Genomic DNA, 22,085 nt, shown 5'->3' on the forward strand with positions numbered 1-22,085 from the left:
GTCGGCTCGTCAGCTTGGGGAGCCTAATGAGGAGGAAATACAATGATTCAAACGATTGATTTGAAGAAGGGTATGGTTTTTGAACGTGACGGTAAGTTATTACGGGTCTTAGCCATTAACCACCACAAGCCAGGGAAGGGGAACACCCTGATGCAAATGGATATTCAAGACCTGCGTTCTGGTTCCATTGTGCACACGACGATGCGGCCATCCGAAAAGGTGGAACAAGTCAACGTTGACAAGCGCAATGCCCAATACCTCTACGATGAAGGGACCACGTCAGTTTTCATGGACTTGGAAACGTACGAACAATACGAAATTGACCAAGCCCAAATCAAGGAAGAAAAGAAGTACTTGGTTGAAAACATGGAAGTCTTAATGGAATTCGTGGGCAGCGAATTAGTTGGGATTGAATTGCCAGCGACGGTTACCCTGGAAGTGGTTGACACGCAACCAGAAATCAAGGGGGCCACGATTGATGGTGGGGGCAAGCCAGCCACGCTGAACACTGGGTTGGTGGTGAACGTGCCATCCTTCATCAAGAATGGGGACCAAATCGTGGTTAACACGGCTGATGGGGTTTACAAGTCCCGGGCCTAATCGCCACTTAAAGCAAGGAAAAAGGGACGCTACTCAGCGTCCCTTTTTTACTTGCTTTATAGATCATAAATTCCAATGTGATCGGCGACGATGATGTGCCCTGCCTGTGCTTCTCCGGCCGGGGTCGTCAAGCCAACTTTCAGGTAGGCTAAGGTGACGGTGGAGGCGGCCGTAACTGCGGTTCCCATTGCTTCGCCCGTATCGGTGTTCATTCCCGAAGGAAGGTCAATGGCGACGATCGGGGCCGCCGCTTGGTTCATGGCATCGATCAAGTCAGCATAGTGGCCCTCAACTGGGCGATCAATGCCGATTCCCAAGAGGGCATCGACGATGAGGGTGGCTTCGCTTAACACGGCAGGATCGGTCGTGACCGGCAGTTGGTAATATGCACAGGCGTGCTGTTGAACCCGGTTGGCCTCACTGGCTTGGGTTGGCGGTAGGGCGAACAGCAACTTGACGGGGGTCCCGGCTAAGTGGAGCAGGCGGGCAACCGCTAAACCATCGCCCCCGTTATTCCCGTTGCCAACGACCACCACTACTTGGTGGCGTTTTTCCTTTGGCAACGCCAAGATGTGGTCGGCCACGGCCAGGGCCGCCCGTTCCATTAAAACCAGGGCCGGAATCCCGACTTCTTCGATGGTGTGGCGATCAAGGGCTTGCATTTCTTTGGCAGTAACAACTTTGGTCATCAGCTTCATCCCTTCCTAAAGCGGGCGGTGGGGCATTCGCGTGGCGCCCGTCAATCCTAAGTGATAAGATACCTTTATCTTACCACGGAATGAAGCGCTTGCAGATCGCCGAACGAAATTAAATGAGGTAAATCAAGATGAGCAAAAAGAATCAATATGAGGTACAACGTTTCTATGGGGTCCCCGTGGAAGCTGATGCTAACGGGACGTACCAGTTAAAATTAGATCCCCGTGGTGAATTTAAAGTCCATACTTGGCGGACCGGCAAGCACACCAAGGGGAAATTCACGGGCATTGGACAATTAATGCTAACAGAAAACAACTTACCGGTGGTGATTTTAAAGGCCGAGCCAATGGCGTTTAAGGATCGCCACACGGAAACGCCCTTGCAACGCTTCTTAACGGTGGCAGTGACCCCAGCGGTTTTAGCGATGGCACAACACGAGTGGGGGGAACCGCAATGAAAACGTTAGTCGTCGTGGGGCACCCGTCCTTGGCGGACTCAAGCACCCAGCCTTTTTTAAAGGCATTGAGTCAGGATTTAGCGCTTTGGCACCCGTTAGCGGCACCGTTCGACCCCCAACATGAGCGGCAAGCATTATGGCAAGCCGACCGGATTATTCTCCAGTTTCCCTTGTATTGGTATAGCGTCCCGGCGATTATGAAACAGTGGCTGGATGAAATTTTTGACGACGCCTTGCTCGGGCCGGATCATACCCGTTTAGCGGGGAAGGAATTAGGGGTAGTCGTGAGCCTGGGCCGGCCCGGGGATGAATTTGGCGCCGGTCAAAAGCAGGGCTTTACGATCGATGAGTATTTGCGGCCCTTGCAAGGCTTGGCCCAAGCCACCGGGATGGGGTGGCTGCCACCGTTAGTGATCAGTCAGTTTGCCTATCAAACAGCAGCTCAGCGCCAAGCTCTGGCGGTGGCCTACCAGCAGTATCTAACGCTGCCCCAACCCAGTCGGTTTGCGGATCGCGTCCAGTGGCTGGCCACGCGGTTGGACCAGTTGGCCCAGCAAGTGCCGGCCCCCAAGGAGCGCCAAAAATTGACCCAGCTGCGCGCGGTGCTGTTGGCCCAACAAGCCGAATTGGATGATTTAACCGCGAACCTGCGCTTGGTGCGAGAAACGGAGGGATTTTAATGAATGAAGAATGGGTGAGCCAAACGGTAGCGGAATTACAAGCCGCGTTGCCAGCTTATGCGGACCGGGCGCTCCTGGCCCAATTGCAGGTGATCTTAGCTGAGCAACAACACCGGTTGGATTTGGCCGCTGCCGAATTGGATGGCCGCGCGTGGAGTAAACGGAATTGGTAAAGCCGAACTAAAACCGCCTGCTAGCTGGCGAGACCAACGGATGACCAAAAACGGGAGGATTGTAAGCGAAAAAGTTTCGTTTTTCCTTTACAAAGTTAAGCGAATATTATAAGATACTTAACGTGATTTTGTTCGTTAATAATTGGAAAGGGAGAGAAACTGTGACTTGGTTGAACAGCTACTTTCAGTTAGATAAGCTTAATACTACGATTAAGCGGGAAATTTTGGCCGGGATTACGACCTTTATTTCCATGTCGTATATTTTATTTGTAAACCCGAACGTTTTGGGAGCAGCGAAGATGGACACGGGGGCGGTCTTTACGGCAACCGCCCTGGCTAGTGCGTTGGGCTGCTTGCTGATGGGCTTTTTAGCACGGTACCCGATTGCGACGGCGCCGGCATTGGGGATTAATGCCTTTTTCTCCTACTCCGTGGTGATTGGGATGGGGGTGGACTGGCAAACCGCCCTGGCCGGGGTCTTTGTCGCGTCATTAATCTTCCTGCTGATTACGATCTTTAAGTTACGGGAAATGATCATTAATGCGATTCCCAGCGACTTAAAGTACGCTATTTCCAGCGGGATTGGCCTTTTCATTGCCTTTTTGGGCTTGCACCAAGGGGGCTTGGTCGTGGCGAATAAGTCGACGGTCGTGGGATTAGGTTCGTTTACCACGCCAACGACTTGGTTGACCATCTTTGGTTTATTAGTGACGACGATTTTGATGATCCGGAAGGTACCAGGGGCGATTTTCATTGGGATGTTTTTAACGGCCGGCTTGGGCCTGGCAACCGGGCTGATCAAAATGCCGGCGCGGTTGATTTCGGGCGCCCCGAGCTTAGCGCCCACCTTTGGGGTAGCCGTTAAGCACGTTGGCGAAATCAATACCCCGCAAATGTGGGTGGTGGTCTTGACCTTCTTATTGGTAACCTTTTTTGATACCGCGGGGACGTTGGTTGGCTTGGCCCAACAAGCGGGTTTCATGCGCAACAACCAAATGCCCCGGGTCGGGAAGGCCTTGATGTCTGATTCGACGGCGATGTTAGCCGGGTCGATTTTTGGGACTTCGCCCGTGGGGGCCTACGTTGAATCCTCAGCGGGGATTGCCGTTGGGGGGCGTTCAGGATTAACGGCCGTGGTTACCGGGATCTGCTTCTTGGTGGGGATGTTATTCTCACCGCTGCTGACGGTGGTCACCGACCAAGTGACGGCGCCGGCCCTGATCATTGTCGGGGTCTTAATGGCCCAATCGCTGAAGTACGTCGATTGGGGGCACTTAGAAGTGGCCGTGCCATCATTTTTGATTGTTTTGGGGATGCCACTGACCTACAGCATTTCTGATGGGATGGCCTTAGGGCTGATCATGTATCCAATTTGTATGATTGCCGCTAAGCGCGGCCGGGAGGTCCACCCGATTATGTACGCCCTGTTCTTTATCTTCATTATCTTTATGTGGGTTTTGACGGTGGGATAACACGATTGGCAAAGGGGACTGGTGAGAAAAGCGTCTTTTCTCACCAGTCCTTTTTTGGTATTTTGAGTCGAATTTTTCTATAATAAAAAGAAAAGTGCTTTAACAGCAAGGAGGAAGTTGAAATGACAATTGATGTGGCAGCCGTCCGGCAAGATTTATATCAAGCCGTTAATGGCGATTGGGTCAAACAAGCGCAAATTCCGGCCGATAAACCCGCGACCGGTGGCTTTAACGACTTGGTCGATGGGATTGAAAAGCAGTTAATGGCCGATTTGGATGCCATGCTGACAACCCCACCAACGGATGCAAAATTGCAACAAGCGGTCCAATTGTATGCGTTGGCGAAGGATTTTGCGCGCCGGGAGCAAGAAGGGGTGGCCCCCTTGCAAGCGCGGCTGGCCGAGATTGAGGCCCTGAATTCGTATGCTGATGTGCAACCCCACTTGGTAGCGTGGACCTTAAGCGGGGAAGCTCTCCCCGTCGCCTTTGACGTAGACGCTGACATGAAAAATGCTCAGGTCAACGCTTTGTTTGCCGGGGCTCCCGGCTTGATTTTACCGGATAAGACTTACTACGACTCAACAAATGAACAGGGGCCACAATTGCTGGCGGTTTGGCGGCAGATGACCACCAAGTTGTTGGCGAAGCTGGGCTACTCCGCTGCTGACCAACAGCGGCTGGTAGAACAAACCATCGCCTTTGATGCGCGAATTGCGCCCCATGTAAAGAGCCGTGAAGAAGCCGCGGACTACAGCAAGATGTACAATCCCCAATCATTGGCGGAATTTGTTGGCCACACTACCCAGCTGGATCTGCAAGCGTGGATTACTGCTTTGCTTGGTCAAACCCCAACGCAAGTCATTGTGACGGAACCAGAATACTATGCCGTCTTAGACGGGCTGCTGCGGGATCACTTTGCCGAATTTAAAGCTTGGTTGTTGGTGAACCGGGTCTTGGGTGAAGCGAGCTTTCTCACGGATGAATGCCGGATTTTAGCGGGGGAATACGGTCGGGCTCTGTCGGGGAGTCAAGCCCCGATCAGTCAGGCCAAATCGGCCTATTACCTGACGAACGGCTACTTTAGTCAGGTTGTGGGCGGCTACTATGCGCAGCGCTATTTTGGGGCGCAAGCGAAGGCCGATGTGGAACACATGGTGCACCAAATGATCGCCGTCTACAAGGCCCGGCTGCAAGCCAACGATTGGTTGAGTCCAGCGACGCGGCAAAAGGCAATCACCAAGCTGGATCACCTGGGGGTACAAGTGGGCTATCCAGACCAGATTCCCGCCCTGTACGACCAGTTGCAAGTGGATCCGCACCAAACCTTGCTGGCTAATGTCCTGGCGTTGACAAAAGAGCAACGCCAAGACCTGTTTGCCCGTTTCAATCAGCCCGTGGATCGGTTGCGGTGGGAAATGAGTCCGGCGACGGTCAATGCTTACTTCCATCCCTTCAAGAATATCATTGTTTTTCCCGCGGCAGTTTTACAAGCGCCGTTCTATAGTCTGACCCAATCCAGCAGCCAAAATTACGGTGGCATTGGGGCGGTGATTGCCCATGAAATCTCACATGCCTTCGATAATAACGGGGCGTTGTTTGATGAATACGGGAACTTGAGCAATTGGTGGACGGCTGAGGATGCCGCGCACTTCAAGCAACTGGCCCAACGGATGATTGATGAATTTGATGGCTTGCCGTTTGCTGGTCAAACAGTTAACGGGAAACTCACGGTGTCAGAAAACATTGCGGATGCCGGCGGTTTGAGCTGCGCGCTTAGTGCCGCGAAGACCGAAGCTGATTTTGATGCCCAGGCCTTCTTCATTAATTGGGCCCGGGTTTGGCGTACCAAGGCGCGCAAGGAGTATCAACAATTGCTACTGGCAATCGATGTGCATGCGCCGCAAAAATTACGGGCGAACGTTCAAGTGCAAAACCTGGCGGACTTTTACCAGGCGTTTGGGGTCCAACCTGGCGATCCGATGTACCTGGCCCCTGACCAACGCGTAAATATTTGGTGAGCATGATGGGGCGGTTAATTATTAAACAAGGTGATATAACGCTGGAACGAGTTGATACGATTGTGAATGCGGCGAATACAACGCTAATGGGTGGGGGCGGCGTTGATGGGGCGATTCATCGGGCCGCGGGGCCAGCCTTGGACGTGGCCTGTGCCCGCCTGCACGGCTGTCCAACCGGTGAGGCCCGTTTGACCCCAGGGTTTGCCTTGCCCGCCCGGTATATTATTCATACCCCGGGTCCCGTCTGGCAAGGGGGTCAGCACAACGAGGCGCAGTTGTTGGCTAACTCATATCGTAACAGCCTGCGGTTAGCAGTGGCCCACGGTTGTCAAACGGTGGCATTTCCTTCGATCAGCACGGGGGTTTATGCCTATCCGGTGGCTAAAGCCGCCCAAGTGGCCATTGCGACCATTAAGACGGCATTAGCCCAGTGGCCCCAACTGCGGGAGGTCCGGCTGGTGTGCTTTGATGAGCAGACGTATCACGCTTACCAACGGGCGGCGCAAGTAGCGCTAGGTAACAATTGATGATCAAACCAGAGTGGGGAGCGAAAATGCCATTTTCGCTCCCCACTCTAGTGTTTCACATGAAACATGTTAAATTTTCACGCCCATCGCTTGGGCATAGGCGACTTCCTGGGCGCTGACGCGTTGGCGTTCTTGTTCGTTGTACCAAGGTGAAATGGTAAAGGCCAGCAGGTCGTTAAGGACGTAAATCGAACTGTTGATGGCCATGGCCAAGGTGGCCGAACCCTGGCGGAAGGAAATGAACCAAAGGACCAATTGTGCGATCCCCGAAGCCAGCCACCAGAAGTACTGATTATTGTACCGCAAGAAGCAGATAACCCCGGCGGAGAGGCTGATGGAAAAACTGATGGCATCAATCCATGGCCGGGGATCATCAGTCCACCGGGCAATCAGGGTGCCGGAAAGCACGTAGACAGCCGCCGTAGCGACTAAGGCAACGCACCAACTCCGCCAAGTAAAGCGGCGGATCTTAGCGGCTAAGTTGAGATTCCAATTGCTGGACAGTAAAACTGGAATATCTAAGGTGATTACGTAGGCCAGCTGCTCAAAAATACTCAGATAGTTCTTGGCATGGAAGCCAGCAATGGCAAAACAAAGAGCTGATAAAAGGCCTAACCAACCGTTAACGGATTTGGTGGCATTAATAGCGAGCACGCATAGCACCCCTAAATTAGTTCCGATAAAAGTAATCAAAGTGAGCCAGGTAAGCGGTGCATTAACGAGCGTCATGAGTTGACAGCCCAAGCTAAAAAAGAACAGGTAGTAGTTTTGTTGGGGCCACCCTTGTAACTGATGGCGTAAAAAATGCCAGTAATTCTTCATGATGATAATTCCTCTCTTAAACCCAAGATCTGGTGGTCAGCGCGCTATTTTGTGGTTAAAGGCCACAAGATCTAGGAAAATACAACGAGAATTAGTATAGCATCTTCAACGCGAAAGACAAGCAGTTAATTAGACGCCAATCAGGTGATGTGTCTATTAGATTCGGGGAGCCAGCCCAATGAAACCCGTTCCGGTTTGTGCAAGAAAAAATTAATCAGCCCCGAACCCCGCCGCGGCAGTTGATCGGACGTTAAGGATTTTAACCTGGTAGGTGCCGGCGGGGGCCGTGACGATGACGACTTCGCCCGCTTGGTGGTGACTGAGCGCTTGACCGAGGGGCGAGTCAAAGGCTAGTTTTTGCTGGTGTAAATCGGCTTCTTGGCGGCCCACCAATTGGTAAGTGACTTGAAAATGATCATCCAAAAATTCGAGGGTCACCCAATTGCCCAGGTCAATTGCCCCGTCGGTGCGCGGGGTGACGATTTGGGCGTATTTCAGCTGTTTGTCGAGGTACCGCAAGCGGCTGTCTAAATGTCGCAAATCCCGTTTGGCACTGCTGTATTCCGTATTTTCCGACAGGTCCCCCAGGGCGCGGGCGGCTTTGAGGCGCGCGACCAGGGTCGGCCGCTTGGCTTTCAGGGTAGCAATCTGTTCTTCCAAGGCGGCATAGCCAGCCGGGGTCATTTTTTGAAAGTAAATTTTGGTCATCAGTAAGGTTCCTTTCGTGCTTTTTGTTGCCATTATGGTAAGATTAGCAACGGAAAACAAGTTCAAAGAAGGGGATTTTTAGCGATGAGTATTGAAATTCCAGAAAACATGGAAGAAGTCGCGATGAAGATCGCGCGGGCGCAAGTACGCGGGGAACATTTAACCCAACGGATGGTAATTGAAACGGCGGTCACGGAAATTTTGCAGTCCTTTATGGATGAAGCTTTGGAAGGTCATTATGATGACGTTAAATTAGAAGGCTCCGCCTTAGTCGTATATGACTTTATGGGCCAAGAAGAAGGTCGCGTGACGCCGGAAGTCGACTGGGTCAGTGACTTTCAGGCCGATGCCGATGCCGTGATTGACAAACTCTTAGCGGCCGTGGGCCAAATTGTGCGGGGCCGGTAAGGACTTTTCCGGGGTTTTGTCTTGACGGGGCCCAGGGAGTTCGGTAAACTACTTATTGTTTGTAAGTATGTTGGCAAAACAGTAAGGAGGATTTACCAATGAAAAAGTTGATGAAACGCTTGGGACTCGCTGCGGCAGGGATTTTAATGGTCTGTGGTTTGGCAGCGTGTGGTAAGCAAGCCAGTTCGACTCAACCGCAGTTGGTAAGCAAAGGGACCTTGACCGTGGGGTTGGAAGGAACCTATGCCCCTTACTCTTACCGCCAAAACGGTAAGCTGACTGGGTTTGAAGTTGAACTCGCCCAACAATTGGCGAAGAAGATGGGCTACAAGGTTAAGTTTGTGCCAACCAAGTGGGACTCTTTGATTGCCGGGGTTGGGGCCAAGAAGTTTGATTTGGCCATCAACGATATTGCGATGACCCCGGAACGGAAGAAGGCTTACCGCTTCTCGGATCCATACATTTACTCGAAGTCAGCCTTGATTATGAAAAAGGATGACCAAGCAATTAAGCAAGTTGGCGACATTAAGGGCCAAAAGATTGCGGCGGCAACGGGAACGGCCAACGCGGATAATGTGAAAAAATTTGGTGGTCAAAACGTCTCTTCGACCGACTTTGCCACGGCGATGAGCCTGGTGCGGGAAGGACGGGTGGCCGCAGCCATGAATTCGAAGGAAGCCTTTTTGTACTACCAAAAGTCAACCGGCGCTTCGGATTTGAAGTACCAAGAAATTCCAACCAGCAAGATTAAGGAACAACCAATTGGAATCTTAATGGGCAAGAATAATGCGGGGCTGCAAAAGAAGGTTAACAAGGCCTTGGCAGAATTACGCAAGGATGGGACGTTGACCCGTTTGTCCGAGAAGTACTTTGATGGTGACATTACCAAGCCGTAGTCAAAGACCAGGCCGTAGCAAGGGTGAGCCTTTGTTGCGGCCTTTTTGGCAATTTAAACAACGAGAAAGGAATTATTATGTGGGAAATTATTCGAACGGCCACGCCCGAAATTGTCTGGGCGGGGCTTAAATACACGATCCCGATTGCGGTGATCTCGTTTGCGATCGGGTTGGTAATCGCGGCAATCACCGCCTTGGTCCGGACGTCCACGCCCCGGGGTAACCAGGTGGTCAAGGCCCTCTGGTACCTCGGGCGGGCGGTGTTTACCTTCTATGTGTGGCTGTTTCGCTCGACACCATTGTTGGTGCAGCTCTTCATTGTTTTCTTTGGGTTGCCCAACCTGGGGATCCAATTTGACGCCTGGACGGCCGGGATTATTACCTTTTCCTTGAATACCGGGGCCTATGCTTCAGAAACCATTCGGGGGGCGATCAGCTCCTTGCCGACCAGCCAATGGGAAGCGGCCTATTCCTTAGGGATGACTTACCACCAAGTGCTCTTTTTGGTGATTTTTCCGCAGGCCCTGCGGGTAGCGTTGCCACCCCTGTCAAATTCCTTCATTGGCCTGGTGAAGGATACCTCATTGGCCAGCTCGATTACGATTCTAGAAATGTTTATGGTCAGTCAGCAGATTGCCTCGCATAATTACCAGCCCTTGCTGATGTATTCGATTGTTGCGGCCGTCTACGCAGTCTTTTGTACCATTTTAACGATTTTACAGCACGCCTTGGAAAAGCGGATGTCACGCTATGTTGTGGCCGAGGGGGAATAAGGAATGATAAAATTAACGCACGTTGATAAGCAATACAAGGAACACCATGCGTTAGCTGACGTTTCGGTCGAATTTCCTGAGCACCAAACCACGGTGATCTTGGGACCGTCGGGGGCGGGCAAATCAACCTTGCTGCGGGCAATCAACCTTTTGGAACGGCCCCAACAGGGTCAGATGACGATCGGGGATTTAACCGTTGATTTTGCGCATCCACTGAGCAACAAAGAAGTATTGGCCGTACGACGGAAAACGGCGATGGTCTTTCAAAGTTGGAACTTGTTTCCGCACCTGACCATCTTAAAAAATATTACGGCGGGGCCTATTCATGTGCTCAAGCAAGAGCCCGCGACGGCCGAAAAGCGGGCTTTGGCGCTCTTAGAGCAAGTAGGCTTGGCCGAGACGGCACACCGTTACCCGGGGCAGTTGTCCGGGGGGCAACAACAGCGGATTTCGATTTGCCGGGCCTTGGCGATGGATCCGTACTACATCTTATTTGATGAACCAACCAGTGCCTTAGACCCTGAGCTGGAAGCCCAAGTCCTGCGGGTCTTGCAGGATTTGGCCAAGCGGCAAAATTCAATGATTGTGGTAACTCACAACATGGAATTTGCCCGGCGGGTTGCGGATCAAATCGTCTTTGTCGAAGATGGGCGAGTTGAGTTTGCCGGTACCAGCGCGGCCTTCTTTAACCGGCCAACGGAACGAATTGCCGCCTTCTTGGATGCAATGAAATTTTAACGAGCAAATTAAAACGGCGCGAGTTTCGCGCCGTTTTTTTAGAGCTTTTGTTGGACATCATAAGGTTGAGAGGTGTGGTGGTCGGCCGGCAGGGCATCCTTGGCGTAGAAGATGGCATATTCTTCGTCGCCGGGGCCCTTGGCGATAACCAGGTCGTCAGTGTGTTGTTCTTTTTTGAAGATTTGGCCTTTGCGGATCGCTTCATTGTAATCGTTGATGTTGGCGATTGAATCACCAGGGTTAAAGAAAATTCGGTTATCCATCAAATCATTCCTTTCTGTTAAACTTGGCAGGGTAATTCGAGTTGGGCTTTGGCCAACACGTGGCCGCGCAGGGCGCGCCGCAGGTCGTTTAACCAAAAGCCTGGGGCCAACTGCAGCTGCTCAGCGAGGGCGTACACCGTTAAAGTATAGGCGTGGGCTTTATCCGGTGGTTGCGGACCGGTATAACCGGTCGCCATCCTTGCTGGCCGGGGCGCAAAGGTATTGGCATTGCTGTTTTTGCCTTGGATGAACTGGGCGGCCAACTTCGGCTCTTGGCTGGCAGTTTCCGGAATGGTCAGCCAAGTCGCGGGCAGGTTGGCCGCTAACCAGTGGACCCAAGGAAAAGCGCAGACGGGCGTGGCATCAAAATCGATTAAGCTGAGGGTAAACGCTTGGGTAGCGGTTGGCGCCTCAGTGATTGTAATCGGAAATGAGCGGACCGGAACTCCTGCCAAAAAATCGGTTGCGTCAGCGTGCTTGGTAAAGCGGGCGGGTAAAAAGCCATCCGTTAGAGGGACTGTAATTTCATTTTCTCACACCCTTTCTAAAGTTTATTATACGCGTTTGATTATAAGTTGCCGGAAATTTCTGGTAGTTAGTCAGCAGAGACTTGTGCCAACCGCTGTAAGGCGTGAGCAAAATGGTGCCCTAAAGTCAGGGAACCGGCTTGGTCAGGGTGCAGACCATCAATCGTGCTAGCGGTCCAGGCTGCCGTTTCGATTACCGGCCAGTGGAATTGTTGCCCAAAAGCGCGGAGTTCGGGGGCCCAAGTTTGGGCAAAGGGAATCATCAGCGCAATCTGGCTCGTGGTAACGGTGGCAAGTTGCCGGAAGTAAGTTGCCATGGCTTGTTGGACTTGGCGGCGCGGGTAGCGACGGTCGTTAACCCCGAGGGCCACAATCAGCCACGGGGTCTGAATCGCGGGCGCCAAGTGCGTCGCGTCGGTTTGCGTAAGCCACGCTAAAGCTGGTGGGACGCCCCCGGCCCCGGGACGGACAAACCCAGCGGCCGAATAAGCAATCCGGTTGAGCGGTTGGTGCAATAAGTCGCTGGCCACTCCGACATAGTTGCTTTCGGCCCGGTAATCAGCGCTGGCGTGTTTTCCGGCCACCCAACAGCCGGCGGTAATTGAATCGCCGATGATGGTTGCGACCGGGGCCGGGGGCTGGGGTGACCATTGAGCGTGGTCAGCACAAGCCAGGGCTTGCAAGGCAAAGCCTTGGTGGCCAGCCCAGACTTGGTCTAAATCACAGTTGCCGGCGGTCATTAACGTGACGTGCGCTACAGCTGGCAGGGCGAAAGTGACGGGCGCCCCAGCTACAAACCGTTGCCACGGCCCGTGGTTGATCCGCACGGCCCAGGATTGCGCTGGACTATGCGGATGGGCCCGATTGGGGGCACGGATAATCAGAAAGGGACTAGCGGAAAGCGTAAAGGTCAGCGTTTGGCCCAGCAAAGGGGTGGTTAAGCACCCCGCTTGCAGTTGCCACCGGCTGCCGGGGCTGGTGGCGGTCATCAACTTAGTGGGGGAAATGATTTGCATAATGTTTACCTTCCTTTCCTTTATTATATCGAAAAGACCGGTCCGGCAATGGGTGACGCGAAATTTTTCCAAAAAATGTAAGCGCTACCTTGACCGGGCGAAGAAAGCAGTGTACCATTAATTTTAGTAAAGTTTTATTAAAACTCACCAGGAGATTTTTGGAGGTTATGTCATGAAGAAGGAAGAACTGCTGCAAAGCTATGAAGCAACCTTTCACACGGCGGGACAGGATGTCTTTTTCTCCCCCGGTCGGATCAATGTAATCGGGGAACACACTGATTATAACGGGGGCCGGGTCTTCCCGTGTGCCATCAGTTTGGGCACTTTTGCGGCCTACGGACCCCGGGATGACGACGAAGTGCACTTGGCTTCGTTGAACATGGATGGCAAAGTAGTCAGCTTCAAGCTTGATGACGACCAACCAGAAACTGATGACGACAAGCAATGGGCCAACTACTTCAAGGGGATGTTGGTTTACTTAAAGCAAGCGGGACACCAAATTGATCATGGTTTTAACCTCTTGGTACACGGGAATCTGCCGTACGGGGCCGGGTTATCTTCGTCGGCTTCGATTGAAATGCTGATGGGGGAAGTCTTAAAGGAAGAATTTAACCTGACACTTGACCAAGTGGACCTGGTTAAGTTGGGTCAAAAGACGGAAAATGACTTTGTGGGCTTGAATTCCGGGATCATGGACCAGTTTGCCGTGGGGATGGGGAAGAAGGACAATGCCATCTTCTTAGACTGCAACACCCTGGAATACAAGTACATGCCATTGGAACTGGGTGATTACGAAATCGTGATCATGAGTACCAATAAGAAGCACTCCCTGGCTGGTTCAGCCTACAACGAACGGGTGGCTCAATGTCAAGAAGCCGTTAAGCGGCTGCAACAAAAGCTCGACATCCAAACCCTGGGGGAATTGGATGCCGAAACCTTTGACGAATACTCCTACCTCATCAACGATGATGTTTTACTGCGGCGGGCGCGGCACGCGGTCTTTGAAAATGAACGGACGGTCAAGGCGACCGAAGCCATGCAAGCTGGCGACCTGGCGAAGTTAGGCCGCTTAATCAACGCTTCGCACGTTTCCCTGCACTTTGATTACGAAGTTTCCGGGATGGAATTAGACACCTTAGCCGAAGCTGCTTGGCAACAACCAGGTGTTTTAGGGGCCCGGATGATCGGGGGTGGCTTTGCCGGCAGTGCCATCGCGATCGTTAAGAAGGATCAAGCGGAAAACTTGAAGGAACAAGTCGGCAAGATCTACGAAGCCAAGGTGGGCTATGCTGCTAGCTTCTACGATGCTGAAATCGTGGATGGGCCACACAAGCTGTAAAATGACTAACGGCCATTGGTAAATTAAGAAATTGCATGCAAATAGATGACGCCTTAGCGCCGCTGGCGGTTAGGGCGCCATTTTAGCTTAAGGCGCAAACTGAATAAGAGAGGGAAGTATCATGGGTGTAATTAAAGCATATGCACAAGCGACAATTGAAGCCGGGGCCTTTGAACCCTTAGACCAAGTTTATGTTGAAAATAAGATTCGGGCCCTGGTCGGGGATGAAGATGTACCCGTTAAAGCCGGTAAGCTGGTGCCGCAGCTGGTCGAATTAGCGGTTCAACGGGGCAAGATTGAAGCCGGGCAAACGGCCCGGGAAATCTTGAATGATCAGCTCTATGACCTGATGACCCCGACCCCGAGTGCGGTCAACCACGCTTTTTGGCAAAAGCACACGGTCGCGCCAGCGGCGGCCACTGATTGGTTCTACCAGTTATGTACCAGCAATGATTACGTCAAAGTTGACGCGATTCAAAAGAACGTGGCCTTTACGGAAACGGTGGCCGACGGCAACGAGCTGGAAATTACGATCAACCTGTCCAAACCGGAAAAGGACCCGAAGGCAATTGCGGCGGCCGCCCATGATACGGCGAAAAAATACCCGCAATGCGCGTTGTGTTTAGAAAATGAAGGCTACTTAGGTCGTTTGGGGCAGGCGGCCCGGAGCAATCACCGGATTATCCGGCTAAACGTTGGCGGCCATTCATGGGGGATGCAATATTCACCATACGCGTACTTTAATGAACACTGTATTTTCTTAGACACCAAGCATGAACCGATGAAAATTGATCAGCAGACCTTGATCAACCTGGTGGAAATTGAGCGGCAGTTCCCCCACTATTTTGTGGGCAGCAACGCCGATTTGCCAATTGTGGGGGGCTCAATGTTGGCCCACGAACACTACCAAGGCGGCCGCCACGTTTTCCCAATGATGAAGGCAAAAATCAAGCAGGAACTTGATTTCCCGGCCTATCCAGCGGTTCAGGCGGGGGTCGTGGATTGGCCAATGAGCGACATTCGCTTGCGCAGTGAAGACACCAATCAGTTGATTCAACTTGGGACGCACATTATGGCCGTTTGGAACCACTATGATGACGCCAGCTTGCAAATTCAAGCCGTTGATGCGGCGGGTACGCGTCATCACACCGTAACGCCAATCATGCACCGGGAAGGCGCTGAGTATGTCTTAGACTTGGTCTTACGTGATAATAATACGACCGACCAGTACCCACTGGGGATCTTCCACCCCCACCAGAAACTTTGGCACATCAAGAAAGAAAACATTGGCTTGATTGAAGTGATGGGGCGGGCCATCTTACCAGCCCGGCTGAAGGACGAATTGCACGAAGTGAAGCAATTCTGGCTGAACGCCCCGAACCAAATTGCCGCTGCTCATTTGCCGTGGGCCAAGGAAGTGGCCGCACGACGCGCAATTACGGCGGAAAATGTCGATCAGGTCCTGCACGAAGAAGTCGCACAAGTCTTTAGCGATGTCTTAGCGGATGCGGGGGTCTTCAAGAATGATCCAGCGGGGGAAGCCGGCTGGCGGCGGTTCTTGCAAAACTTGTAGTCTTGTAAGACAATAAGAACGTTAAACTTTTTGGGGAGGTGCAAGACGGATGGCAGTAACGTTAAGGGACATTGCAAAGCGAGCGGGAGTCTCGTTAGCAACGGTTTCGCGGGTCCTCAATGATGATCCGCAGTTAGCAGTGAGCGATGAGACCAGGAAAAAAATCCTGACAATTGCCGAAGAACTGTCCTATACCAAGCGTCGTCGTCGTGATACGGCCGCCCGGCATAAGATTGTGATCGTGCAGTGGTATCCGGAGCTGCAAGAGCTGACCGACTTGTACTACCTGAACATTCGGATCAACGTGGAAAAAGAAGCCCAGGCGGCGGGCTTGGTAACCGAAACGGTCTTTGCCAATAACCTGGCCCAAGTCCCCAAGGATGCAGCGGGGATTATTGCCATTGGCAAGTATAGTCCCGCCCAACTCAAACAACTCAGCGCGGTTAGTCGGGAGCTGGTGGTGATTGACGGTGACGTCTTAGCCCAAGGTTACGATTGTGTCGTCCCGGATTTTGAAGGTGGGATTACCCAGGCCACCCAGGCCTTGTTGGCCAAATACCGGCGGGTCGGGATGATTGCGGGCCAGGAATCAACCACTGATGGGCGCCCAGTTGCTGACCCGCGGGCCAGTGCCTTTCAAGCGGCGATGGGGGCGCAATTTGTCCCCGCTTGGCTGAAAGTCGGCGATTATTCTGAAAAGAGTGGCTACGCGCAAATGCAAGCTTTACTAGCCTTGCCGGTCGCTAAACGGCCGCAAGCCGTTTTGATTGCTAATGACGTGATGGCGGCGGGGGCGTTGCGGGCCCTGCACGAAGCTGGGGTGGCTGTGCCAGCGGAAATGGCGATTATCAGCTTCAATGATACCAGCATGGCGCGCTACTTGTACCCGCCGCTGACGGCGATCCGGGTGCCAACGGAACAAATGGCCGCAATGGGGGTCGCCTTGTTGCAGCAACGCCTGACGGTGGCGAATTTGGCCCCGCAGCGGGTTGTGGTGGGCACCTTGTTAACCCAACGGCAAAGCGCTAAGTTATAGTTAAGAAGTAGGGGGTGGGAAGCAAATGCTGGTTTGCTTCCCACCCCCCTTTATTTATTGGAAGATGTAAAAACAGCAGGTAACCACTGATCTGATTACCTGCTGTTTTTGTTAGATTAACGCCCTAATCAATGGCTTTGACCACGAAGAGGTGGGCGTAGAAGTCGGCCGGATCCTTTTCGGGTTGGGTCCGGTCCATGACCCGGGCCACAAAGTAACCGGCGTTCATTAACTCGGCCCCGGAGTAAGTTTCCGGATCGTCATTGACTTGGTAGGTCTTTTCTGGTGCCAAGCCCTTGAAGTAGTAGCGAATGTAGCCAGGGTTGGCTTCGTTGAGGATTTGGAAGCGGGCCCCAATCGCTTCGGTTTGGTCGTCGTTCACGACTTCCCAACCATAAACGTTCGCGCTGGTATCCGGCGTTTCCAAGCGGTAGAAAGTCCCAAATTGGAAGAGGGCCCGGTGCTGCTTGTAAAAGGCGACCTGATCCTTGATCGTCGCTTGCTCGGCCGCACTGAGCTTGGTGATATCCAGCTCATAACCAAAGTCACCAAAGTAAGCTACCTTGGCGCGGGTATCAATGGAAGTTACCCGGGCGACTTGATCATTTGGGACGGCTGAGACGTGCGCGCCCCACATGTTTTGGGTGTAACCATAGGAAGTCCCATCTTGGATCTTGATCCGTTCGATGGCGTCGGTGTCATCACTGGCCCAAGCTTGGGGTGCATAGTACATCATTCCGAGGTCGAAGCGCCCACCACCCGAAGCACAGGATTCGAAGAGGACGTTCGGGTAAGCCGTCGTCAACCGGGCGTAGAGTTGGTAGACACCGAGGATGTAACGGTGGGCAAATTCCAGCTGTTGGTCGGCGGGCAGGGCGGCACCGTACATTTCGGTGATGCTGCGGTTCATGTCCCACTTGATGTAATCCAATTGGGTGGCTTCAATCACGGCACTGATCTTGGCGACCAGGTAATCGACGACTTCTGGTCGGCTCATATCGAGGACAAATTGGTGGCGGGCCGGGGTCGCCGTACGGTTTGGCGTGGCAATCATCCAATCCGGGTGGTCGATGTGCAATTGACTGTCTAAGGAAATCATTTCGGGTTCAAACCACAACCCAAACTTCAAGCCCAGATTGTGTACGCGTTGGGCAAAACCGCCGATGCCGTGGTTAAATTTCTTTTCGTCAGTAAACCAATCGCCTAAGCTGGTGTGGTCATCATCGCGGTGGCCAAACCAACCATCGTCAAGGACAAACATTTCAATCCCCAGTTCCTTGGCCCGCTTGACAATTGGCATCAGTTTATCTTCAGTAAAGTCCATGAAGGTAGCTTCCCAGTTGTTAATCAGGATCGGCCGTTCTTGCTTTACGAAGCGCGGGTTTAAGAGGTGGTGGTTATAGAAGCGCCCCAGTTGTTGACTGAGGGCGTTCAGCCCGTCTGACGTGTAGGTCAGCACGGCTTCCGGAGTTTGGAACGTCGCGTCCGTTTTTAAGTGCCAGCCGAATTCCAGGGGGTTGATCCCAACGAGCACCCGGGTAGTGTCAAATTGGTCGACTTCAATTTCATCCTTGAAGTTGCCAGAATAAATGAAGTTAAAGCCAAAGGCCGCCCCGTGGTTGTTATCAGTGTGCGGCCGGGCCAGGATAAAGAAGGGGTTTTCCTGGTGGCTGGAGTGACCGCGGGCGGATTCAATACTTTGGGAGCCGGGCCGCAGGTGATTGCGGTAGAGGTGCCGTTCGCGACTCCAAGTGCCCGAGAATTGCAGGAAGTCATAATCGGCGTCCGGTAAATCAAGTTGGGCACTCATCGCCCGGTTAATGAAGACCGGGGCGCCGTGGTTAGTGAAGGTGGCGCTGCGGACCAGGACGTCTTCTTGTTCAAAGACGGTGTAGTGCAGGGCCAATTCGAGGTGTAAAAGGTGGTCAACCAACTTGACGGTCAGCGTTTGACTGTCGTGATGGTCATCGTCGAAACTGGCGGGCAGGTCGCCTAAGCGCTCCTTGCCCTCACTCAGTTCATAGCCGGCGTAGGCGAATTCCGTGATGCGGGAACCATTGGGCCCGGTAATTTGGTAAGCCGGGGTCCGGTAATCCCCCTTACCAAAGCTGGCGTATTCTTGCTTGATCATTTCCAATTGGAAATCGGTTTGCTCTTCGCTTAAGGTGTTGGTACAGTCGTGTTCTTCCATCCGGGTCAGGTTAGGGTAGGCGGCTTTGACCGGGATCCGGTCGCCATAGTAAATTTGCCCCAGCTCACCGTTTTCCAAAACCCGAAAAATATAACTGGTATGGGCGGTTTGCAAATGGAACAGGTTCGTCGCTTCATTGACGTGAATACTCATGGTTAACCATCCTTTCGAAAAAACGGACCCGAGTAGTTATTCGGATCCGTCTTGTCATCAAACGTGCGTCAACTTAATTATTTGCTTTTGATTTCTCCCAGGGTTTCGCCGTGCTTAACGTCGCCGCTTTCCTTGGTAAATTGCAAGTCGTAAGCTGGGGTATCAGCCGACTTGGTAAAGGCAATCATGACCGTGTCATCATGCCCAGCTTGGGTAATTGCAGGTGCCCAGAATTCAATCAGCTTGTCGCCGGCCTTGACGTGTTGGCCCTTTTCAACGTAACTGATAAAGCCAGTACCCCGCATTTGGATCGTGTCGACCCCAACGTGAATCAGGACCGGTACCCCGTTTTCGCTGCGTAACCCGATCGCGTGGCGCGTCGTTGGGAAGTCAGCGACTACTTCCCCATCAAATGGGGCGAAGATTTGGCCGTCGGCTGGCTTAATGGCAATCCCTTGGCCCATTTCACCGCTGGCAAAGGCCGGGGCAGAAACGGAGCTTAATGGGGCCACTTGACCATCAACAGGGGCTTGGAAGGCCACCGTTGTCACGTCGGTTTCGGCAATCGCGGCTGCTTCGCTTTCGCCTTCCAAGTGCTTGTGCCAAGTCTTTTCCAATTCTTCCACGATTTCCGCGTGCATCTTTTCGTCCAGCTTAACCTTGCGGGCAAAGACCAAGACCCCGAGGATCATTAAGGCAGCTGGTACCAAGAACATCGTGGACTTGAAGACAACCACCCCGTGGGTAGTAATGTCTGCAAAGGTGTGACCAGAAATCATGCCAGCAGCGGCGGCAGTCGCACCGACTACCCCACCGGCGACGGCGCCCCCGAACTTATCGAGCAGCGGCCGGACAGACAGGATGACCCCTTCGTCCCGGTGACCGATCTTTAATTGACCGTATTCAACCGAGTCGGTAATAATCATCAAAACAACCAAGAAGATCAGTGGTTGTGGCAACATGAAGATGACCCCACCGGCGATGACCATTGGTAAGGACTTGCCGGCAAAGGCGAAGAGCAACAGCCCAATCAGCATTACCAAAATGGAGTAGAAGAAGACCTTGCGCCGGCTAAACTTCTTTGCCAGACTTGGGAAGAGCGAAACCGTCACGACCCCGATCAGCCCGTTGATTAAGGCGTATAGGGTGTAGGTGCTGGCCTTCCCCAGAATGTAGGTGAAGTAGTACAGTTGGAAGGAATTCATAATTTGAATCCCGGTCGTGTACAGGACGTAAGTTAAGGAAATCGCCATCAGTTGGTCGTTGTGGATCAAGACCCCAATCACCTTCCCGAAGGTCGTCTTTTCCGTGTTCTTCCGCAGTTCGTTGTCCTTTTCGTGAGTGAAGATCCCCACCCCGATGGAAGTTACGGCCGCAATCGTTGCGATGATCGCAGCAAAGGCGAACCAACCGCGGCTGTCCCCGGAGCCCCCGTTGGATTGGAGGGAGAAGAAGAGAACGATCGGCATCACGATCACCCCAACTAATTGGCCCCCTAAAGTGGAACCAACCCGGGCGAAGGTAGCCGTCTTTTCCCGTTCAGCGGAGTCAAATGAAATGGCTGGAATCATTCCCCAGAACGCAATGTCGTTAAAGGAATAGAAGATATCCATCAAAATATAAAGAATTGCAAAGACAATCAAGTACAGCCATGGGTTCTTGTAAGTCAAGCCCCCCATGTCTGTAAACAGAACCGCAATTGCGACGGCGGAAACAACCCCACCACCAACAACCCAAGGCTTAAAGTGGCCCCACTTGGTGTTGGTGTTATCGATCACGTTCCCAATGAACGGGTCGATTGCCAATTCCACAATCCGTAAGATCATAATCGTCATGGAGATGAAGTAAACCATGCGGGTCGCTTCACCCCCGGCATTGCTACTGAACAGGTGTCCAGTAACGAACATCATAAAGTAAGTCGAGAGCATCCCGTAGAACATATCGTGCCCAAACGCACCGAATGAATACGCGATCCGGGAACTCATCGTCTTGCCTGAGCTGCCATCACTCATTAATCCGTACCTCCTCAAAAAACAAAATACGCAAATACCGTTTACATTTAAGTATCTTAAGCGCTTACATAAGATTGGTCAATGGTTTTTACTAAAATTTTTACTCATTTTTTTGGTCCGGTCCACTGAAGGGACGGTGAGCTAGCCCAGCAACCCTAGTAAAAAACCGGCTCACGCTAAAGCGCGGCCGGTTGACTGGAAACTAATTTTTAATGTCGAGGTGGTGGTGCAAAATCGGCAAAAAGTGTTTGTCAGCCCAACCGATAATGGCCCCCTGAGTCAAGATATTGTACAAAGTGCCCCAGCCGAAGGAAAAGAGCTGGTGGGTAAAGGCGAAGACCAGTAGGACTAAGGCGAGCGGGGGCACATTACTGAGCCACTGGGAAGTTACCGGCGAACCGTGTAAAAAGCGGAAGCGCAAAATATACGGCATGTCATCATTGGGGTGCATGATTAAATTAGCGCGTTGGTAAAGCGAAACGGCACACGCTACCCCAAACAAACCAATGACATCAAAAGCGATCCGCCATCCCAACGGTAAGGTCGGAACGCCCAGGGCAACAAAGATCCGCTCAAAGAAGGCCAGCAAATAGGAAAAGGGAGTAATAAACAGGAGGTTGCGCACTAAGCGAAAGTAGTCAAAGCGGCCTAATAACGATAAATTGACAAAGGCGACGATCACCCCTTCTAAAAAGAGGATATTCCCGAGGGAAACGTGAAGCCACCCGCTCAAGCTAACAGCCGAAGCAGTCCAAATGGCACTCCCCAAATGGGTAGAGACCGTTAAAGCATTGAAGAAACTGTTGATTAAGATTGAAAGGGCCAAAAAGGCCAAGCGGCCGTTGAAGCTGTTGGCCCATCCGGCCGCCGGGCGTTGTGCTTGCATGGGGATCGCACCTTCCTTAACATAAAATTTAACATTGTCTACTCTACCACAGATTAAAGTGGTTGGCGGAAAAAGACCGCTAGAAATCAGTGCGTAAAAATTAGAAAACTGTGAGAGAAAG

At 52.4% G+C, this 22,085-nt stretch carries 23 protein-coding genes; 14 read left to right on the forward strand and 9 right to left on the reverse strand.

Annotation, left to right across the window (positions count from 1 at the left end; genetic code table 11):
- The first annotated feature begins 42 nt into the window (after positions 1-42).
- The gene (efp, locus tag BN54_RS06110; protein WP_019206287.1) at positions 43-600 is read left to right on the forward strand and encodes an elongation factor P; all 558 of its coding nucleotides are present in this window, start codon (positions 43-45) and stop codon (positions 598-600) included.
- A gap of 56 nt (positions 601-656) precedes the next feature.
- Here the strand turns inward: efp and BN54_RS06115 are convergent, their stop codons facing one another.
- Positions 657-1,292, reverse strand: a complete 636-nt coding sequence (locus tag BN54_RS06115) for an NAD(P)H-hydrate epimerase (protein ID WP_155818327.1) — start codon at positions 1,290-1,292, stop codon at positions 657-659.
- A gap of 134 nt (positions 1,293-1,426) precedes the next feature.
- Here BN54_RS06115 and BN54_RS06120 point away from each other — a divergent pair, with 134 nt between their 5' ends.
- The 6 genes from BN54_RS06120 (at position 1,427) to BN54_RS06140 (ending at position 6,623) form a co-directional block, all read left to right on the forward strand.
- Positions 1,427-1,753, forward strand: coding sequence for a DUF7671 family protein (locus BN54_RS06120; protein WP_019206289.1), 327 nt, complete (start codon positions 1,427-1,429; stop codon positions 1,751-1,753).
- A complete protein-coding gene (locus tag BN54_RS06125; RefSeq protein WP_019206290.1) occupies positions 1,750-2,433 on the forward strand; it encodes an NAD(P)H-dependent oxidoreductase in 684 nt (227 codons plus the stop codon). The genes BN54_RS06120 and BN54_RS06125 overlap by 4 nt, the downstream gene beginning before the upstream one ends.
- On the forward strand, positions 2,433-2,606 hold the full coding sequence (locus BN54_RS10315; protein WP_019206291.1) for a hypothetical protein: 174 nt from the start codon (positions 2,433-2,435) through the stop codon (positions 2,604-2,606). Before BN54_RS06125 ends, BN54_RS10315 begins: the two co-directional genes overlap by 1 nt.
- Before the next feature lie 161 nt (positions 2,607-2,767).
- Positions 2,768-4,078: an NCS2 family permease gene (locus BN54_RS06130; protein ID WP_019206292.1), complete on the forward strand. Its 1,311-nt coding sequence runs from the start codon at positions 2,768-2,770 to the stop codon at positions 4,076-4,078.
- A 122-nt stretch (positions 4,079-4,200) separates the two neighbouring features.
- A complete protein-coding gene (locus BN54_RS06135; RefSeq protein WP_019206293.1) occupies positions 4,201-6,096 on the forward strand; it encodes a M13 family metallopeptidase in 1,896 nt (631 codons plus the stop codon).
- A 5-nt stretch (positions 6,097-6,101) separates the two neighbouring features.
- The gene (locus BN54_RS06140; protein WP_019206294.1) at positions 6,102-6,623 is read left to right on the forward strand and encodes an O-acetyl-ADP-ribose deacetylase; all 522 of its coding nucleotides are present in this window, start codon (positions 6,102-6,104) and stop codon (positions 6,621-6,623) included.
- 69 nt (positions 6,624-6,692) lie between these two features.
- On the opposite strand, the gene pnuC is transcribed toward BN54_RS06140, so the two are convergent.
- Positions 6,693-7,445 (reverse strand): nicotinamide riboside transporter PnuC, encoded by a 753-nt coding sequence (gene pnuC, locus BN54_RS06145; protein WP_019206295.1) that lies wholly within the window; start codon positions 7,443-7,445, stop codon positions 6,693-6,695.
- Between the two features lie 210 nt (positions 7,446-7,655).
- Complete coding sequence (gene greA / locus BN54_RS06150; RefSeq protein ID WP_019206296.1) at positions 7,656-8,153, reverse strand: transcription elongation factor GreA; 498 nt, start codon at positions 8,151-8,153, stop codon at positions 7,656-7,658.
- Positions 8,154-8,237: 84 nt separating this feature from the next.
- On the opposite strand from greA, the gene BN54_RS06155 reads away from it, so the two are divergent.
- The 4 genes from BN54_RS06155 to BN54_RS06170 all read left to right on the forward strand — a co-directional run bounded on the left by BN54_RS06155 (position 8,238) and on the right by BN54_RS06170 (position 10,968).
- On the forward strand, positions 8,238-8,561 hold the full coding sequence (locus BN54_RS06155; RefSeq protein WP_019206297.1) for a hypothetical protein: 324 nt from the start codon (positions 8,238-8,240) through the stop codon (positions 8,559-8,561).
- 98 nt (positions 8,562-8,659) lie between these two features.
- Positions 8,660-9,457 (forward strand): transporter substrate-binding domain-containing protein, encoded by a 798-nt coding sequence (locus BN54_RS06160; protein WP_019206298.1) that lies wholly within the window; start codon positions 8,660-8,662, stop codon positions 9,455-9,457.
- Between the two features lie 77 nt (positions 9,458-9,534).
- Positions 9,535-10,230, forward strand: a complete 696-nt coding sequence (locus BN54_RS06165; RefSeq protein WP_019206299.1) for an amino acid ABC transporter permease — start codon at positions 9,535-9,537, stop codon at positions 10,228-10,230.
- A gap of 3 nt (positions 10,231-10,233) precedes the next feature.
- Positions 10,234-10,968, forward strand: a complete 735-nt coding sequence (locus BN54_RS06170; RefSeq protein ID WP_019206300.1) for an amino acid ABC transporter ATP-binding protein — start codon at positions 10,234-10,236, stop codon at positions 10,966-10,968.
- Between the two features lie 38 nt (positions 10,969-11,006).
- On the opposite strand, the gene BN54_RS06175 is transcribed toward BN54_RS06170, so the two are convergent.
- From BN54_RS06175 to BN54_RS06185, 3 genes are all read right to left on the reverse strand, one after another.
- Positions 11,007-11,231 carry a hypothetical protein gene (locus BN54_RS06175; protein ID WP_019206301.1) on the reverse strand — a complete coding sequence of 75 codons (225 nt, stop codon included), beginning with the start codon at positions 11,229-11,231 and terminating at the stop codon, positions 11,007-11,009.
- Positions 11,232-11,248: 17 nt separating this feature from the next.
- A complete protein-coding gene (locus BN54_RS06180) occupies positions 11,249-11,755 on the reverse strand; it encodes a YbhB/YbcL family Raf kinase inhibitor-like protein (protein ID WP_040469998.1) in 507 nt (168 codons plus the stop codon).
- Positions 11,756-11,826: 71 nt separating this feature from the next.
- Positions 11,827-12,774 (reverse strand): SGNH/GDSL hydrolase family protein, encoded by a 948-nt coding sequence (locus BN54_RS06185; protein WP_019206303.1) that lies wholly within the window; start codon positions 12,772-12,774, stop codon positions 11,827-11,829.
- Positions 12,775-12,946: 172 nt separating this feature from the next.
- Here BN54_RS06185 and BN54_RS06190 point away from each other — a divergent pair, with 172 nt between their 5' ends.
- The 3 genes from BN54_RS06190 to BN54_RS06200 all read left to right on the forward strand — a co-directional run bounded on the left by BN54_RS06190 (position 12,947) and on the right by BN54_RS06200 (position 16,722).
- Positions 12,947-14,113 (forward strand): galactokinase, encoded by a 1,167-nt coding sequence (locus tag BN54_RS06190; protein WP_019206304.1) that lies wholly within the window; start codon positions 12,947-12,949, stop codon positions 14,111-14,113.
- Between the two features lie 121 nt (positions 14,114-14,234).
- On the forward strand, positions 14,235-15,686 hold the full coding sequence (locus BN54_RS06195) for a UDP-glucose--hexose-1-phosphate uridylyltransferase (RefSeq protein ID WP_019206305.1): 1,452 nt from the start codon (positions 14,235-14,237) through the stop codon (positions 15,684-15,686).
- Positions 15,687-15,735: 49 nt separating this feature from the next.
- Positions 15,736-16,722 (forward strand): LacI family DNA-binding transcriptional regulator, encoded by a 987-nt coding sequence (locus BN54_RS06200; protein ID WP_019206306.1) that lies wholly within the window; start codon positions 15,736-15,738, stop codon positions 16,720-16,722.
- 124 nt (positions 16,723-16,846) lie between these two features.
- On the opposite strand, the gene BN54_RS06205 is transcribed toward BN54_RS06200, so the two are convergent.
- The 3 genes from BN54_RS06205 to BN54_RS06215 all read right to left on the reverse strand — a co-directional run bounded on the left by BN54_RS06205 (position 16,847) and on the right by BN54_RS06215 (position 21,964).
- Positions 16,847-19,066: an alpha-galactosidase gene (locus BN54_RS06205; RefSeq protein ID WP_019206307.1), complete on the reverse strand. Its 2,220-nt coding sequence runs from the start codon at positions 19,064-19,066 to the stop codon at positions 16,847-16,849.
- Positions 19,067-19,143: 77 nt separating this feature from the next.
- The gene (locus BN54_RS06210) at positions 19,144-21,078 is read right to left on the reverse strand and encodes a sugar MFS transporter (RefSeq protein WP_019206308.1); all 1,935 of its coding nucleotides are present in this window, start codon (positions 21,076-21,078) and stop codon (positions 19,144-19,146) included.
- 202 nt (positions 21,079-21,280) lie between these two features.
- Positions 21,281-21,964 (reverse strand): DUF6198 family protein, encoded by a 684-nt coding sequence (locus BN54_RS06215; protein ID WP_019206309.1) that lies wholly within the window; start codon positions 21,962-21,964, stop codon positions 21,281-21,283.
- Positions 21,965-22,085: the final 121 nt, after the last annotated feature.

The sequence above is a fragment of the Limosilactobacillus ingluviei str. Autruche 4 genome (genome assembly GCF_000312405.1).
GTDB lineage: Bacteria > Bacillota > Bacilli > Lactobacillales > Lactobacillaceae > Limosilactobacillus > Limosilactobacillus ingluviei.